17 protein-coding genes and 1 tRNA gene are annotated in these 16,072 nt (G+C 62.6%); 14 read left to right on the top strand and 4 right to left on the bottom strand.

From position 1 onward, the window contains the following. Nucleotides 1-8: 8 nt before the first annotated feature. Nucleotides 9-1,316 carry a UDP-glucose/GDP-mannose dehydrogenase family protein gene (locus tag J7573_RS23095; protein ID WP_294340632.1) on the bottom strand — a complete coding sequence of 436 codons (1,308 nt, stop codon included), beginning with the start codon at nt 1,314-1,316 and terminating at the stop codon, nt 9-11. 525 nt (nt 1,317-1,841) lie between these two features. Here J7573_RS23095 and J7573_RS23090 point away from each other — a divergent pair. The 5 genes from J7573_RS23090 to J7573_RS23070 all read left to right on the top strand — a co-directional run bounded on the left by J7573_RS23090 (nt 1,842) and on the right by J7573_RS23070 (nt 5,496). Next, the gene (locus tag J7573_RS23090; protein WP_294340631.1) at nt 1,842-2,231 is read left to right on the top strand and encodes a helix-turn-helix domain-containing protein; all 390 of its coding nucleotides are present in this window, start codon (nt 1,842-1,844) and stop codon (nt 2,229-2,231) included. Nucleotides 2,232-2,294: 63 nt separating this feature from the next. Then, entirely contained in the window at nt 2,295-2,933 is a 639-nt protein-coding gene (gene uvrY, locus J7573_RS23085) for a UvrY/SirA/GacA family response regulator transcription factor (protein ID WP_054884910.1), read from the top strand. Between the two features lie 6 nt (nt 2,934-2,939). Next, nucleotides 2,940-4,763, top strand: coding sequence for an excinuclease ABC subunit UvrC (gene uvrC / locus J7573_RS23080; protein WP_294340630.1), 1,824 nt, complete (start codon nt 2,940-2,942; stop codon nt 4,761-4,763). Nucleotides 4,764-4,796: 33 nt separating this feature from the next. Then, entirely contained in the window at nt 4,797-5,357 is a 561-nt protein-coding gene (pgsA, locus tag J7573_RS23075) for a CDP-diacylglycerol--glycerol-3-phosphate 3-phosphatidyltransferase (RefSeq protein ID WP_027920568.1), read from the top strand. Nucleotides 5,358-5,420: 63 nt separating this feature from the next. After that, nucleotides 5,421-5,496, top strand: a tRNA-Gly gene (locus tag J7573_RS23070). A 108-nt stretch (nt 5,497-5,604) separates the two neighbouring features. On the opposite strand, the gene speB is transcribed toward J7573_RS23070, so the two are convergent. Continuing rightward, nucleotides 5,605-6,573 (bottom strand): agmatinase, encoded by a 969-nt coding sequence (speB, locus tag J7573_RS23065; RefSeq protein WP_294340629.1) that lies wholly within the window; start codon nt 6,571-6,573, stop codon nt 5,605-5,607. Between the two features lie 9 nt (nt 6,574-6,582). After that, nucleotides 6,583-7,614 (bottom strand): extracellular solute-binding protein, encoded by a 1,032-nt coding sequence (locus J7573_RS23060; RefSeq protein WP_294340654.1) that lies wholly within the window; start codon nt 7,612-7,614, stop codon nt 6,583-6,585. Nucleotides 7,615-7,827: 213 nt separating this feature from the next. On the opposite strand from J7573_RS23060, the gene J7573_RS23055 reads away from it, so the two are divergent. After that, on the top strand, nt 7,828-8,727 hold the full coding sequence (locus J7573_RS23055; RefSeq protein WP_294340628.1) for a LysR substrate-binding domain-containing protein: 900 nt from the start codon (nt 7,828-7,830) through the stop codon (nt 8,725-8,727). Nucleotide 8,728: 1 nt separating this feature from the next. On the opposite strand, the gene J7573_RS23050 is transcribed toward J7573_RS23055, so the two are convergent. After that, nucleotides 8,729-9,625, bottom strand: coding sequence for a LysR substrate-binding domain-containing protein (locus J7573_RS23050; protein ID WP_294340627.1), 897 nt, complete (start codon nt 9,623-9,625; stop codon nt 8,729-8,731). A 105-nt stretch (nt 9,626-9,730) separates the two neighbouring features. On the opposite strand from J7573_RS23050, the gene J7573_RS23045 reads away from it, so the two are divergent. From J7573_RS23045 to J7573_RS23010, 8 genes are all read left to right on the top strand, one after another. Next, entirely contained in the window at nt 9,731-10,519 is a 789-nt protein-coding gene (locus J7573_RS23045) for a 2OG-Fe(II) oxygenase (protein WP_294340626.1), read from the top strand. A gap of 95 nt (nt 10,520-10,614) precedes the next feature. Beyond that, on the top strand, nt 10,615-11,472 hold the full coding sequence (locus J7573_RS23040; protein WP_294340625.1) for a transporter substrate-binding domain-containing protein: 858 nt from the start codon (nt 10,615-10,617) through the stop codon (nt 11,470-11,472). 97 nt (nt 11,473-11,569) lie between these two features. Further along, nucleotides 11,570-12,292 carry an ABC transporter permease subunit gene (locus J7573_RS23035; RefSeq protein ID WP_294340624.1) on the top strand — a complete coding sequence of 241 codons (723 nt, stop codon included), beginning with the start codon at nt 11,570-11,572 and terminating at the stop codon, nt 12,290-12,292. Nucleotides 12,293-12,309: 17 nt separating this feature from the next. Beyond that, nucleotides 12,310-13,071 (top strand): ABC transporter permease, encoded by a 762-nt coding sequence (locus J7573_RS23030; protein WP_294340623.1) that lies wholly within the window; start codon nt 12,310-12,312, stop codon nt 13,069-13,071. Beyond that, a complete protein-coding gene (locus tag J7573_RS23025; protein WP_294340622.1) occupies nt 13,068-13,859 on the top strand; it encodes an ATP-binding cassette domain-containing protein in 792 nt (263 codons plus the stop codon). Before J7573_RS23030 ends, J7573_RS23025 begins: the two co-directional genes overlap by 4 nt. A gap of 184 nt (nt 13,860-14,043) precedes the next feature. Then, on the top strand, nt 14,044-15,156 hold the full coding sequence (locus tag J7573_RS23020; protein ID WP_294340621.1) for an S-(hydroxymethyl)glutathione dehydrogenase/class III alcohol dehydrogenase: 1,113 nt from the start codon (nt 14,044-14,046) through the stop codon (nt 15,154-15,156). A 33-nt stretch (nt 15,157-15,189) separates the two neighbouring features. Next, entirely contained in the window at nt 15,190-15,573 is a 384-nt protein-coding gene (locus tag J7573_RS23015; RefSeq protein ID WP_294340620.1) for a VOC family protein, read from the top strand. Nucleotides 15,574-15,668: 95 nt separating this feature from the next. Next, nucleotides 15,669-15,908: a hypothetical protein gene (locus J7573_RS23010; protein WP_294340653.1), complete on the top strand. Its 240-nt coding sequence runs from the start codon at nt 15,669-15,671 to the stop codon at nt 15,906-15,908. The last annotated feature ends 164 nt before the right edge of the window (nt 15,909-16,072 follow it).

The raw sequence follows: 16,072 nt of genomic DNA, 5'->3' as shown, positions 1-16,072 counted from the left end.
CGGGTCGGTTACCAGCAGATGCCTTGGGTGCGGCTGTCGCTCAGGCCGGGCATGAAGCCGACCAGGTCGATCACCTGCTTGCCGTGGCCGGCTTGCAGGGCGCTGGCGAAGCGCGGGTCGTTGTTGCCCAGGACGATCACCTCGGCGTCATCGATCACCTGTTGCAGGTCGCTGTGCAGCAGCGACGAAACATGCGGGATCTTCGCTTCGATGTATTCCTTGTTGGCCCCGTGCATGCGGGCGTATTCGACGTTCTCGTCGAAGATGTTCAGCTGGTAGCCCTTGCCGATCAGGCGCTCGGCCAGCTCCACCAGGGGGCTTTCGCGCAGGTCGTCGGTGCCGGCCTTGAAGGCCAGGCCGAGCAGGGCGACCTTGCGTTTGTCCTGGCGCTCGATGAGGTCGAAGGCGTTCTGCACCTGCGAGACGTTGCTGGCCATCAGCGAGTCGAGCAGCGGCGCCTTCACGTCCAGGCTGGCGGCGCGGTAGGTGAGGGCGCGCACGTCCTTGGGCAGGCACGAGCCGCCGAAGGCGAAGCCCGGGCGCAGGTAGTAGCGCGACAGGTTGAGCTTGTGGTCCTGGCAGACCACATCCATCACCTCGCGGCCATCGACGCCGGCGGCCTTGGCGATGTTGCCGATCTCGTTGGCGAAAGTGACCTTGGTCGCGTGCCAGACGTTGCAGGTGTACTTGATCATCTCGGCGACTTCGATCGGCTTGCGGATGACCGGTGCGTCGAGTTCGCTGTACAGCGACGCGAGCAGGTCGCCCGACTGGCTGTCCAGTTCACCGATCACGGTCATGGCCGGGAAATCGTAGTCCTGGATCGCGGTGCTTTCGCGCAGGAATTCCGGGTTGACCGCCACGCCGAAGTCGACGCCGGCCCGTTTGCCCGAGTACTGCTCGAGGATCGGCACCACCACGTTCTTCACCGTGCCTGGCAGCACGGTACTGCGCACCACCACGGTGTGGCGGCTGCCCTTGTCGCGCAGGGCGGTGCCGATTTCCCGGCAGACCGCTTCCATGTACACCAGGTCCAGGTCGCCGTTCTTCTTGCTCGGGGTGCCGACGCACAGCAGCGACAGGTCAGTGGCGAGAATCGCCGCCTGCACGTCGGTGGTACCGCGCAGGCGGCCCTTGCTGACACCGTCCTGCAGCAGTTGCTCCAGGCCCGGCTCGACGATGGGCGACTTGCCCTGGTTGATCAGTTCGATTTTCGCCGGGGAAATGTCCACCCCCAGCACATTGTGGCCGCGGGCCGACAGGCATCCCGCGCAAACAGCGCCAACATAGCCAAGTCCAAAGATGCTGATGTTCATAGGTCCCTCTCCCTGGGGCACGGCAAAGCCGGCCGAGATACATCGTTCATGAAGTTGTCGAAATGGCAGACGCGCAGAAGTAAGCCGCGCTCAGAAGTGGCGTTGCAGGCTGTTTCTTAGTGGTCTTTTTACAGCCTAAAGGCGTTCTTATTTTTATTGCAAGCTTTGATATCTGCTTGTTTGAAAATAACTTACATGTTCTCTGTGAAAGTTTAAAAACCTTTATAAATCAATGACTTAAAGTTGTTGTTAGTTGGGCGTCAAAAAAATGATATCGCTGTAGGTGGCAATAAAGTGACGCCAAAGCCGTGGCGCCTTGCCGGTTTCCTCTCCCGTTGTGCGGCCTGGCGTGCCCCGACGGGACGTATCAAATCCCTGTAAATCAAGGCCTCGCAGGACGCGCTGGTGGCGCAATACTGGCTTGCGACGCTGGCTGGCGATGGGCATAGTGACTGCACAGTCTGCAACTGCTTACAGGATTGTGAGCGGAACCCATGACGGCAAAGGAACCAGGAGAAACGTCATATGAAAGGACTCGGTCCACGTCTGCGGGAAGAACGTGAACGGCTGGGCATGACCCAGCGGGTGTTTGGTGACATCGGTGGTGTCGAGCCCAATGCCCAGGGCAAGTACGAAAGCGGTGAGCGCACGCCGCGGGCGGACTACCTGGCGGCACTGGCGATCCGCGGTGTGGATGCGCTGTATGTGCTCAGCGGTGAGCGCACGCCGGCACCGCTGGAAAGCCTGACGGCGGATGAAAGCGGTCTGCTGGGCGTGTTTCGGCGTTTGCCAGCGGCCGACAAGGCGGCTTTGTGGCACCTGTTGGGCCGTCTGGTGGGTGAGGGCAGCGGCGGTGAACTGGCACGGCAACCGCGTCATGAGCGTCAGACGTTTCTGAAGGAAGTTTTACGCTAGGTCCGCCATGAAAAATTTTGTTAAGGTGGCGGGATCCAATCGCCCTGTTGACGAGGTGTCTGCTTGATTAGGGTCCTAGTGGTCGACGATCACGATCTGGTTCGAACCGGTATTACCCGCATGCTGGCCGATATCGACGGCCTGCAGGTGGTGGGTGAGGCGGATTCGGGCGAGTCGGCACTGAAACTCGCCCGGGAACTGAAGCCAGACGTCGTGCTGATGGACGTGAAGATGCCTGGGATCGGCGGCCTGGAAGCCACCCGCAAGCTGCTGCGCAGCCACCCCGACATCAAGGTGGTAGCGGTTACCGTGTGTGAAGAAGACCCGTTTCCCACCCGGCTGATGCAGGCCGGCGCCGCCGGTTACCTGACCAAGGGCGCCGGGCTGGACGAAATGGTCCAGGCCATCCGCCTGGCGTTTGCCGGCCAACGCTATATCAGCCCGCAGATCGCCCAGCAGCTGGCGCTCAAGTCGTTCCAGCCGCAAGCGTCGCCGTTCGATGCGCTGTCGGAACGGGAAATCCAGATCGCCCTGATGATCGTCGGCTGCCAGAAAGTGCAGATCATCTCCGACAAGTTGTGCCTGTCACCCAAGACCGTCAATACTTACCGTTATCGGATCTTCGAAAAACTCTCGGTCACCAGCGACGTCGAACTGACCTTGCTGGCCGTTCGCCACGGTATGGTTGACGCAAGCCTGTAAACCTTCATGTCACAAGTCTTTGATGCCAGCGCGTTCCTGGCGACCTGCAGTGGTCGCCCGGGCGTTTACCGGATGTTCGACGCCGAGGCGAGGCTGCTCTATGTGGGCAAGGCCAAGAACCTCAAGAAGCGCCTGGCCAGCTATTTCCGCAAGACCGGCCTGGCGCCGAAAACCGCCGCGCTGGTGGGGCGCATCGCCCAGGTCGAAACCACCATCACCGCCAACGAGACCGAGGCGCTGCTGCTCGAGCAGAACCTGATCAAGCAGTGGCGCCCGCCGTACAACATTCTGTTGCGCGACGATAAGTCCTATCCGTACGTGTTCCTGTCGGACGGCGAATTCCCGCGACTGGGCATTCATCGTGGGGCGAAGAAAGCCAAGGGGCGCTATTTCGGGCCATACCCCAGTGCGGGTGCCATTCGCGAAAGCCTCAGCCTGCTGCAGAAAGCCTTTTCCGTGCGCCAGTGCGAAGACAGCTACTTCGCCAACCGCACGCGCCCGTGCCTGCAGTACCAGATCAAGCGCTGCAAAGGCCCGTGCACCCAGCTGGTCACGGCCGAGGAGTATGCCGAGGACGTGCGTCACTCGGTGATGTTCCTCGAAGGGCGCAGCCAGCAGTTGGGCAACGAGCTCAACGAGGCCATGGAAAAGGCGGCGATGGCCCTCAACTTCGAGAAGGCCGCCGAACTGCGCGACCAGATTGCCTTGCTGCGCCGGGTCCAGGACCAGCAGTACATCGAAGGCGGCTCCGGCGATGTCGATGTGGTGGCCGCCTTCGTCAACCCGGGCGGTGCCTGTGTGCACCTGATCAGCGTGCGCGGCGGCCGGGTGCTGGGCAGCAAGAACTTCTTCCCGCAGGTGGGCATCGAGGAGGAGGTGGCCGAAGTCATGGCCGCGTTCCTGTCGCAGTACTACCTGGGCAATGCCGAGCGCGAGCTGCCTGGCGAGCTGATCGTCAACGTGGTGCACGAAGACTTCGCGGCCATCACCGAAGCCGTGCAGAGCCTGCGCGGTCGCGAGCTGACCATCAGCCACCGCGTGCGCGGCACCCGTGCGCGCTGGCAGCAACTGGCGGTGACCAACGCCGAGCAGGCGCTCAATGCCCGCCTGGCCAACCGCCAGCACATGGCCGCGCGCTTCGAGGCCCTGGCCGAAGTGCTGGGCCTGGATGAAGTGCCACAGCGCCTGGAATGCTATGACATCAGCCACTCCAGCGGCGAAGCCACGGTGGCCAGCTGCGTGGTGTTCGGCCCGGAGGGCCCGATCAAGTCGGATTACCGACGCTTCAACATCGAGGGCGTCACCGGCGGCGACGACTATGCCGCCATGCACCAGGCCCTGACCCGCCGTTACGGGCGGATCAAGGACGGCGAGGGCAAATTGCCCGACGTGCTGCTGGTGGACGGCGGCAAGGGCCAGCTGAACATGGCCCGCGAAGTGATGCAGGAACTGGCCTTCACCGACCTGACCCTGCTCGGCGTGGCCAAGGGCGTGACCCGCAAGGCCGGCTTCGAAACCCTGTACCTCAACGACGTGGCCCACGAGTTCACCCTCAAGGGCGACAACCCGGCGCTGCACCTGATCCAGCAGATCCGCGACGAAGCTCACCGTTTTGCCATCACCGGCCACCGTGCCCGGCGCGGCAAGGCTCGCCGTACCTCGAGCCTGGAAGACGTCGCCGGGGTAGGGCCCAAGCGCCGCCGCGACCTGCTGAAACACTTCGGCGGCCTGCAGGAGCTCAACCGCGCCAGCATCGATGAAATTGCCAAAGCCCCCGGCATCAGTAAAAAGCTTGCCGAGTCGATTTATGCCAGCCTGCATAGCGAGTAGAATGCCGGGCTCAACCCGCAGCCAGTCGTACCGATGAATATTCCAAACCTGCTCACCGTTCTACGCGTCCTGCTCATCCCGATCTTCATCCTGCTGTTCTATGTGCCCTATCACTGGAGCTACATGGCCGCCAGCACGGTGTTCGCCATCGCCGCCGCCACCGACTGGCTGGACGGCTACCTGGCGCGTCGCCTGCAGCAGAGCACACCGTTCGGCGCCTTCCTCGACCCTGTGGCCGACAAGCTGATGGTGGCCGTTGCCCTGGTACTGCTGGTGCAGGTGCACGCCAACTTCTGGCTGACCCTGCCGGCGGCGGTGATCATCGGCCGTGAAATCGTCGTTTCGGCGCTGCGCGAGTGGATGGCCGAACTGGGGGCGAGGGCGCATGTGGCGGTGTCCAGCCTCGGCAAGTGGAAGACCGCGGCGCAGATGCTGGCGCTGGTGATCCTGCTGGCCAACCCGCCGGTGGTGAGCTTCTGGGTGGTGCTGGGCTACGGCCTGCTGCTGGTGGCGGCGGCACTGACCCTGTGGTCGATGGTGCACTATCTGCTGGCCGCCTGGCCGCACCTGCGCGAAGGCTCCGAGCAGAAATAAAACTTTTTTGAATCAAGGGGTTGACGCCGTTTCAGATATCGCTAGAATGGCACCCATCACGACGCGGGAATAGCTCAGTTGGTAGAGCACGACCTTGCCAAGGTCGGGGTCGCGAGTTCGAGTCTCGTTTCCCGCTCCAAATTGGCCTTAACGAAGTATTTCGGTAAGGCAAGAAAGAAGGCCCTTCGGGGCCTTTTTTCGTTTCCGGCGAAAAAAGGCGATGGGTCGCCTTTCGCCGCCTGGGTCTTCAGCGGCCGCCGGTCAGCTTATGCCGGGCTGCATACAGGCAGATCATCTCCATGGCCAATGCCGCGGCGGCAAGCGATGTGATTTCTGCATGATCGTAGGCGGGGGCGACCTCGACGACGTCCATCCCCACCAGGTTGATGCCGCGCAGCTGCCGCAGAATCCGCAGCGCCTGGTGTGTCGAGAGGCCGCCGCAAACCGGGGTGCCAGTGCCGGGGGCATAGGCCGGGTCCAGGCAATCGATGTCGAAAGTCAGATAGACAGGGCTATCGCCTACACGGCCATGGATGACTTCCGCCAGCTCCCGCGCAGAGCGGTCATGCACCTCATTGGCATTGAGCACCTGCAGTCCCATGACATCTTCGATGGTGGTGCGTTGGCCAATCTGTATCGAGCGAGCAGGGTCGATCAGCCCCTCACGAACGGCGTGATAGAACATCGAGCCATGGTCGATGCGTTTGTCTTCGCCATCGCATTCCAGGTCGTGGTGCGCATCGAAATGGATCAACGAAAGTGGCCCATGCTTGGCCGCATGGGCCTGCAGCAGGGGGTAGCTGATGAAGTGATCCCCGCCCAGCGTCAGCATCGCGGCACCGGTGTCGAGAATCTTCCGGGCGTGTGCCCTGATGGCGGCCGGTGTCTGCTCGGGTGTGCCGTAGTCGAAAGGGCAGTCGCCATAGTCGACGCAGGCCAGCAGCTCGAACGGGTCGAACTCCCAAGGCCAGTGGCGTGTCCAGGCGGACTGCACCGACGCTTCGCGAATGGCGCGCGGCCCGAACCGGCTCCCTGGGCGGTTGCTGGTGGCCGTGTCGAATGGCACACCGCTGATGACCAGGTCCACGCCCCGCAGGTCACGGGTGTAGCGGCGGCGCATGAAGCTGGTGATACCGCCGTAGGTGGGCTCGGCCAAGGTGCCATAGAGGCTTTCACGGGTGATGGCCTGGTCGATGATGGAGGAAGTGTCAGTCATGGCAGATGCTCATTGCTGGTTGCGGAAGGACGTCCAGGTGCGTGTGCGTTCGCGCAAGGTGCGCAGCGGCAAGGGGGGCTCGCCGAACAGCGTGTGACGCACGTTTTCCGGGGGGTAGATGGCGGTATTGCCGGCAATGCTTGGGGCCAGGAGCGCAGTGGCGGCCAGGTTGGCATTGGCGAAGAACATCTTGCCGGTAAGGTCGGCCATTGAGTCCGGTCGGGTAATGAATTCGATCAAGGCCTTTGCTTCTGCTGGATGCGGCGCATCTGCCGGTATGGCCAGGGTGTCGATCCAGGTGAGGGTTCCTTCCCGGGGGACTGCGTAGTCGATGGTGTAGGGTTTGTTCGCCATCATTGCCTGGCTGTTGGCCAGCACCGCATCGCCACTGTAGGTCAGGGCCATGCAGAGGTTGCCATTGGCCAGGTCGGTCATTTGCGTGCCGGTCGATATGTAGCGCACTGACGGGCGCAATGTGGCGAGCAGGTCCTTTGCCGCTTGAAGGTCGGCGGTGTCCGAGCTTGAGGGGTTCTTGCCCAGGTAGTTCAAGGTGACGTTCATGACTTCCTGGGGCGAATCGATGATCGAGATGCCGCAGTCCTTCAACTTGCTGGCGTACTTGGGTTTGAACAGCAGGTCCAGGCTGTCCAGTGGCGGGGCAGGGATACGTTCCTGCACCTGCTGGAGATTGAGCGCCAGCCCGACGGTGCCCCAGGTGTAGGGCACGGCAAAGAGATTGTCAGGGTCTACCTGGCGCAGTTGGGCCAGCAACTGAGGGTCGAAGTCGGCATGGCCAGGCATGCGTGCCAGCTCGACAGGCTGGAGCGCCCTGGCCCGAATGAGCCTGTCCAGCATGGCGATGCTGGGGACGACGACGTCGTAGCCGCTCTTGCCGGTCAGCATCTTGGTTTCCAGTACTTCAGCGCTTTCGAACGTGTCGTACTGCACCCGGATGCCCGTTTCGGTCTCGAACCTTTTCAGGGTGTCGGGGCTGACATATTCGGCCCAGGCATAAAGGCGCACCGCACGTTCGTTTGCCATCGCCTGACCGGTCAGGGTCACAAGGGCCACCAGCGAGGCCGTTTGAAGCGTCTTGGACAACCCAGGCAGATCCAGCCAATCAACCTTCATGGAGCCTCCTTTTGGAGTTGTTGTTTTCGTTGTGCTCCCGCGCATTCTTCAGGTTGCCCAGCGTGCAATCAATCTATATAAATTGAGCTTTTTAACGGTAAAAAAACTAAACGGTTGACGTCAATGGCATTGCCTCCGCTTCATGCTTTTCGCGTATTCGAATGTGTAGCCAGGCTTGGCCATGTCGGTGCGGCCGCTGCGGAACTGCACGTCACCACAGGCGCTGTCAGTCAGCAGATCCGGTCGCTGCAAAGCAGCCTGGGTGTCGAGCTGTTCCACAAGCAGGGGCGCCACCTGGTGCTGACGGAGCGGGGGCTGGCGTTGCAGCGTGCGGTTGCGCAAGGCCTGCGTGAAATCACCGAGGGGGTGCGGCAAGCCTGTGACGTGGCCTTTCACAGCCCGGCCGTGACGATCTTGACCTTGTCGACAGAGCCGGTCTTCGGTGCCACCTGGCTGATACCCAAGCTTTTTGCGTTTCGCACGCTGTATCCGCACATTCGGTTGCGTGTGATCACGGCTGACCATATGTCTGCGGTGGACTGGCGGCGGGCGGACATCGCAGTGCTTTACGATGCCCCGAACTGGGAGGGCTTCTGGTGGCGGCCCTTGCAGGTCCTGCACATGTTTCCGGTCTGTTGCCCGCAGCTTCTGCGTGGCCCTCACGCACTCAGGCAGCCATCGGACCTGATGCATCATCGTTTGCTGCATGAAGACGATGGCAGCCAATGGCGCCACTGGTTGCGCGAGGCGCGCTTGCCTTACCCCGGCGATGCCGACGTACACCTGGAAGACTTCGGCATTGCCCTGCAGGCCGCGCGTGATGGGTATGGTGTGGCCCTCAGCGACGAGATCAATTCGGCGCGGGACCTGGACGAGGGCCGCCTGGTGCAGCCCTTTGAGCTGAAGGTGCCCACAGGCATGGACTACTTCTGCATCTGCAACGAAGAAACCCGTTTGCGCCCGGACGTTGCGCTGCTCATCAACTGGCTGATCGAGCAAGCGCAGGTCAAGGGCGCACGCTGAACTACTCCTTCAACAGCTCCATCATGCGGACGATGTCCTTGCGGCTCTGCTTCGCTGCCGGCACGAATGCGCAGTAGAAATGCCCCAGTGGCAGTGTCACCGGGGAGAGCGCGATCAGGCGCCCGGCTTCAAGGTCGGCTCGGGCGATGAGCCGGTGCCCGAGGGCAACGCCAAGCCCCAGGCGGGCCAGCGAGACCGACAGGCTCGACAGGCCGCAGCGTACACCTTGCTTGGGGTCGGGGTAGTAGTTGCTGGAGATCAGCGAGAACCAGGCATGCCAGGTGGGCCCGGAGGCATAGCTGGCGCCCCAGTGGGTATGGATGAACAGGTTCTGCTGCAGCTGCGTCAGGTCGAAGGTATCGTTGCCGTGGGTCGACCAGAACGTCGGTGTACAGACCGGCATCACTTCATCGCGCACCAGGTGGATGGCGTCCAGCCCCGGGTAATGGTAATCGCCATAGCTGACCCGGATATCGATGTCATGGCGGACCAGGTCCACCGGGTCGTCCTCCACGCGGATGTCGACCGCCAGGTGCGGGTACGCCTCCTGCAGCGCCGACAACTTGGGGGCCAGCCAGGGCTCGGCCAGCGAGAAGGGCACACTGACCACCAGCCGTCGCGAATGCAGGTCGCCTTCGAGGATGCGGCTGGTCATGGTCGCGATGTCGTTCAGGGCGCGGGAGGTCTGCGGGTAGATCGCGTGCCCGGCGTCGGTGAGGGAGATGCGATTGCCGGTGCGCACGAACAGCTGGCGCTCCAGAAACTGCTCCAGGTGCTTGACCTGCTGGCTGACCGCCGCAGCCGAAACGCCCAGTTCGGCCGCGGCCAGGACGAAACTGCCCATGCGCGCAGCCACTTCGAATGCCTTGACGGCGTTGAGCGGGGGAAGCCGATCCATGGAGTGTCCTTCATAAGATTTTCTAACGCTAAGCTAACAATTAATGCCGTTGTGGCAAAGTTTTTCTCAGGGTACGTTCATGTCTCACCAACATGGGAGGCACTGATGAAAGACATCCTGGATTTGGACCGCTATCCGCTGGACCGGGAAGGTTCCCCGCAGTGGCAGGCCGCCGTCGAGCGTGCGGCGGCAGAGCTGCAGGAGACTGGCATGTTCAACCTGAAGCAGCTGATGCGACCTGAGGCGATCAAGCAGGCCGTGGCCCAGTTGCAGCCAAAGATGGACACCCAGTCGCACACGCATTCTCGTCGGCACAACATCTACTTCCTGCCGGACTTCATGGGTGTTGCGCCTGACCACCCGGCGTTGCGCGAAGTGGAGTCGACCAACCACACCCTGTGCGCCGACCAGCTGGAAAAGAGCATCGTCCTGAGCATCTACGAGTACCCGCCGTTGCTGCGGTTCATCGCGGCGGTCATGGGCAAGCCGTCACTGCACATGATGAAAGACCCGCTGGCCCGCGTGAACGTCATGGGCTATCGCGACGGTGAAGCGTTGAACTGGCATTTCGACCGAAGCGAATTCACCACCACACTGCTGCTGCAGGAGCCGCTCGAAGGCGGCAAGTTCCAGTACCGCAGCAACCTTCGCTCGCCGCAGGACCCCAACTACGATGGCATCGCCGACGTACTGGACGGGCGCGACCCGCAGATCAAGACCATGACCCTGGAAGCCGGCACCCTCAACGTGTTCCGGGGCGTTAACGCCCTGCACCGGGTAACGCCTGTGCAAGGGCCGCAAGAGCGGCTGATTTCCATTTTCTCCTATTACGAGAAACAGGACGTGGTGTTCAGCGAAGAGGAGAGCATGGGGTTCTATGGCCGTGCCAGCTGAGTAGTGCCGCCAGCGCTCGCAGGGCCCAATACAGGCGCCCTCCGCAACCGCTGGAGGCGCCAGACCTATCCCGTAACCGTGCAACGGGGACGCATATGACAACAACAAGAAACAACGCGTTAAAGAAAGCCGCCACGCTCACCCTCGTCGGTGCCGCCTGGTTGTTCCTGTCGGCAGCCCAGGCCAAGGACTGGACCGCCGTCACCATCGCCACGGAGGCGGCGTATGCCCCTTGGAACCTGACCCTGCCCAATGGCCAGATCGGCGGCTTCGAGCCTGAGCTGCTGGCCGACCTGTGCGCGCGGATGAAGATGCAATGCACGCTTCACTCCCAGGATTGGGACGGGATGATCCCCGGCCTGCAGGCGGGCAAGTTCGATGTCCTGATGGACGCCATCGTCATTACCCCCGAGCGTGAAAAGGTGATCGCCTTCTCGCGCCCCTATGCCGCGACCCAGGGTGTACTTGCCGCAGCCGACCCGGCCTTGATCGCCAAGGCGGGGCTTGCCACCGAGATGGTCAAGCTCAGCGGCGATGCCCAGGCGGACAAACCCTACATCGACAAGCTGCGCAGCCTGCTCGATGGCAAGACCATCGGTATTCAGTCCGGTACCGCCTACACGCAATTCGTCGAAGACAATTTCAAGGACATCGCCAGCATCCGCGAATACAAAAAGTCCGGGGAGCATGTGCTGGACCTGCAGGCCGGCCGCATCGACTTCGCCTTCGACGATGTCACGTTCTTCCTCTCGACCGCAGACGTGCCTGACCGCGTGACCATGGTCGGCTTCAAGATCGGTGGCCCGATCTGGGGGCCGGGCGAGGCCCTGGCATTCCGCCAGGACGCGCCCGAGCTCAAGGCCAGGTTCGATGAGGCGCTGGGCGCGGCGCTTGCCGATGGCACCGTGAAGCGACTCTCCGAGAAATGGTTCAAGGCCGACATCACGCCGTGAACCGGCCTGGACCATTGGCACCTTCATCGGCGCGACGTCGTCGGCCCGCCCAACGGCCGGTCGGCAGCGACAAGCCGGTCAATACGAGGAGACGTACATGGAAACCTTACATTTGCTCAGCGTTGGCGAGGGCGGCTGGGGGCTGACGTTACTGGCGGCGATCGGCACGACCCTGGCGCTGACCTTGGTGTCGCTCATGGGCGGCGCAGTCGTCGGCAGCCTGGTGGCGGCGGCCAAGCTGTCGCGCCGGCCAAGCCTGCGTTGGGTGGGCAACACCTACCTGGTCCTGGTACGTGGCATCCCTGAATTGCTGGTCATCTACCTGTTCTATTTCGGCGGCGCCACGCTGGTATCCGCACTTGGGCACTGGCTGGGCAAAGAGGGCTATGTCGACATGCCGCCGTTCTGGGTGGGCGCGCTCGCGGTCGGGCTGCTCTCGGGGGCCTACCAGGCGGAGGTCTATCGCGGCGCCTTCCTGGCCATCCCACGGGGGCAACTGGAAGCCGCGCTGGCCATCGGCATGAGCCCCTTCACCCGCTTGCGGCGGGTGCTGCTGCCGCAGGTCCTGGGCCACGCGCTGCCGGGCCTGGGCAATGTCTGGCAGATGACCCTGAAGGACTCGTCGCTGATCTCGGTCATCGGCCTGGTGGAACTGATGCGTGCCAGCCTCATGGCCGCTGGGTCAACCCACCAGTACTTCACGTTCTACCTGATCGGTGGCATCGGTTACCTGCTGCTGACCGGGCTGTCGGGGCGGGTGTTCAACCATGCCGAAGCGCGCGTGAATCGCACGCGGCAGCGTCCCCCCATCCCTCACTGAAGCAGGCGAGCCGAAAAATGATCGATTTCCAGTTTCTCTTCGACACCTTGCTCAAGTTGCTGGCGGCGCTGCCTACCACGTTGACGCTGTTTTGCACTTCGCTTTCGCTGGGGCTGCTGCTGGCGCTGGGCATCGTCAGCCTGCGGGTCAGCCGTTCGCCGCTGTTGAGCCTGCCTGCGCGTGGCTACATCTGGGTTTTTCGTGGCACGCCGCTGCTCATCCAGATGTACCTGATCTACTACGGGCTGGGGCAGTTCCCGGCCATCCGCGAAAGCTTTGCCTGGCCGGTGCTGCGCTCGCCCTACGGGTGCGCGATCATCTCTCTGGCGCTGTGCACGGCAGGTTATACCGCCGAGATCATTCGCGGCGGGTTGCTCAGTGTGCCCCATGGCCAGGTCGAGGCCGGGCTGGCCTGCGGGATGTCGCGCTGGCTGCTGCTTCGACGGGTCATCGCGCCGATCACCTTGCGCCAGATGTTGCCGGCGTACTCCACCGAAGCGGTGCTGATGCTCAAGGCCACGGCGTTGGCCAGCCTCATCACCGTGTGGGACGTCACTGGCGTCGCCCAGCAGATCATCCAGCGTACCTATCGTGTCGTCGAGGTGTTCGCCTGCGCGGCGCTGATCTACCTGGTCATCAACTACCTCATCGTGCGCGCCATTGGCTGGCTGGAGCATCGGCTGACGCCGCATCTGCGCGAGCGTCCCATGCATGAACCAGCCGCTGGCAGCGGGAACGGGGACATCCACCATTCGAACATTCAGCGGGGTTCGGTATGAACGCTCAGTCAGCGGTTGCGTTGTCAGTGACCAATATCCAGAAATCCTACGCAAGCTTACGTGTACTCCAGGGGATTTCCCTGGAGGCCCGGCGCGGGGATGTCGTCTCGATCCTGGGCGCCAGTGGCTCGGGGAAGAGTACTTTCCTGCGTTGCATCAACCTGCTGGAAACCCCCGATGAGGGCAGCATCTGCCTCGATGGCGAAACCATCGAGATGAAGCGTCTGCGCGACGGTCGCCTGGCGCCGCGCGATGGGCGTCAGGTGGAGCGGGTCCGTAGCCGCCTGGGCATGGTGTTCCAAGGCTTCAACCTGTGGTCGCACCGGACGGCACTGGAGAACGTCATGGAGGGGCCTTTGCAGGTACTCAAGCGCTCTCGGGCCGAATGCATCGAGGAGGCCGAGCATCTGTTGCAGAAGGTCGGGCTGTACGAGCGTCGCCACTACTACCCCGCTCATCTGTCGGGCGGCCAGCAGCAGCGCGTGGCAATCGCCCGCGCCCTGGCGATGAACCCCCAGGTCATGCTGTTCGATGAGCCCACCTCGGCGCTGGACCCAGAGTTGGTGGGCGAGGTGCTCAAGGTGATGCGCTCGCTCGCCGAAGAGGGGCGCACCATGCTGGTGGTGACCCACGAGATGGGCTTCGCCCGCCATGTGTCCAACCGGGTGGTCTTCATGCACGGCGGGCGCGTCGATGCGCAGGGCACGCCTGCGCAGTTGTTTGAAGGCCTGCCGACCGAACGCTTCCGGCAGTTCGTCAGCAGCCATCAGAGCAGGAGCACGCAATGAGTGATGTGAACGCAGCGGCAGGCTTGGCAGCGGGTACGCCAGCCGGCCCATTCGCAGTCCGTCGAGTAACCCTGCTGCAGCAAGCCTGAACGCCTGATACGGCTCATCCCGCCACCTGAAAGTGGCGGGACGGGCCAGTGCCGCCCCAATTACCTGATAACAACCACGATAGGTATTCATTGTCATGATCAAGTCACGCGCGGCGGTGGCCTTCGGGCCCAACCAACCGCTGGAAATCGTCGAAGTCGATGTGCAGCCTCCCAAGGCGGGGGAGGTACTGGTACGGATCGTCGCGAGCGGCGTCTGCCACACCGATGCCTACACCTTGTCTGGGCAGGACTCGGAAGGGGTCTTCCCCTGCATCCTCGGCCATGAGGGGGGTGGGGTCGTTGAAGCGGTGGGCGAGGGCGTGACGTCGCTGCAGGTGGGGGATCATGTGATTCCGCTGTACACCGCAGAATGCGGGGTCTGCAAGTTCTGCACCTCTGGCAGGACCAACCTCTGCCAAGCGGTGCGCGCCACCCAGGGCAAGGGGTTGATGCCTGATGGCACCACGCGGTTTTCCTACAACGGTGAGCCGATCTACCACTACATGGGCTGCTCGACGTTCTCCGAGTACACCGTTCTGCCGGAGATATCCCTGGCGAAAATCCCCGTGAGCGCCCCACTGGAGCAAGTCTGTCTGCTGGGGTGTGGCGTCACCACCGGCATTGGTGCCGTGCTCAACACCGCCAAGGTGCAGGCGGGCGCCAGCGTGGCCATCTTCGGCCTGGGTGGCATTGGCCTGGCCGCGATCATCGGTGCCCGGATGGCCAAGGCCGCGCGGATCATCGCCATCGACATCAACCCGGCCAAGTTCGCCATCGCCCAGGCGCTGGGGGCCAGCGACTGCGTCAACCCGCTGGATCACGACAGGCCGATTCAGGACGTGATCGTCGAAATGACCGATGGCGGCGTGGACTATTCGTTCGAGTGCATCGGCAACGTGCAACTGATGCGCGCAGCCCTGGAGGCCTGCCACAAGGGCTGGGGCGAGGCGACCATCATCGGCGTGGCGCCAGCGGGCGCAGAAATCAGCACCCGGCCATTCCAGCTGGTCACCGGGCGTGTGTGGCGCGGCAGTGCTTTCGGTGGCGTGAAAGGGCGCTCCGAGCTGCCCAGCTACGTTGCCTTGGCCGAGAAGGGCGACATCCCGCTCGACACATTCATCACCCATACCCTGGAGCTGGGGCGGATCAACCAGGCCTTCGAACTGATGCATGAAGGCAAGAGTATCCGCACGGTCATCCATTTCTGAGCAGTAACTCTCAACAACAAAAAGGAGACTTCCATGTCGATCTTCACGCACGTCACCGTTGGCACCAACGACCTGTCCAAGGCGCGCAAATTCTATGACGAAACACTCGGCAAGCTCGGCTTCAAGCGCTTGGCCGACCTGGGTGACAATGGCTCGATCTGGGGCGTGGACCAGCCTTCGTTCTTCGTGCTCAAGCCTGCCAACGGGCAACCCGCCAGTGTCGGCAATGGCGTGACTGTCAGCTTCCAGGCTTCGAACCGGGCGCAGATCAATGCCTTCCACGACGCGGCCGTTGGCGCTGGCGGCAAGGATGAAGGGGCTGCCGGGCCGCGTGGCTGGGCAGAGAACGCCTATGCCGCGTATGTCCGTGATCTGGATGGCAACAAGCTGGCGGTGTATTGCTTCAAGGCTGAGTAGGAGGGATAGGGACGCCTCTTAAAAAGTGCGCTCCATTTCTCGGACAAAAGAGGCGCCGGCAAGACAAGAAAGAAGGCCCTTCGGGGTCTTTTTTCATTTCTGGCTACCCCGATCCACCCCACGATATTCATTCCCTTGAAGACACCCTGATCCAGGCGACGGACTACGCGTTGTGCGCGTCGACCGTGGTGCATCAGGCGTTGCTGCTGCGGCCCAAGTCACCGGCGTCGATCCTGATGATGACCTCGATGCATGAAATGGAGGCGCTGCGGGCTTTGCTCGAATCGGCGCTGATCCAGGTGCAGATGCCCACTGGGCCTCGGACTTTGCACTAAGGCTCAGGTGATGTGCTGGCTGGTCTGGCCTCTTCGCGGGCACGCCCGCTCCCACATGGATGCGCGATCCCCTGTGGGAGCGGGCGTGCCCGCGAAGAGGCCAGACCAGGCAATAGAGATTTCAGGGAGATTTACACAATGACCACAGTCAACCTCCGATGCAC

Origin of the sequence: Pseudomonas sp. (genome assembly GCF_017744435.1) — a bacterium.
GTDB lineage: Bacteria > Pseudomonadota > Gammaproteobacteria > Pseudomonadales > Pseudomonadaceae > Aquipseudomonas.
The sequence above is the reverse complement of the archived record's forward strand: the minus strand, read 5'-3'. Positions and strand labels throughout refer to the sequence as shown.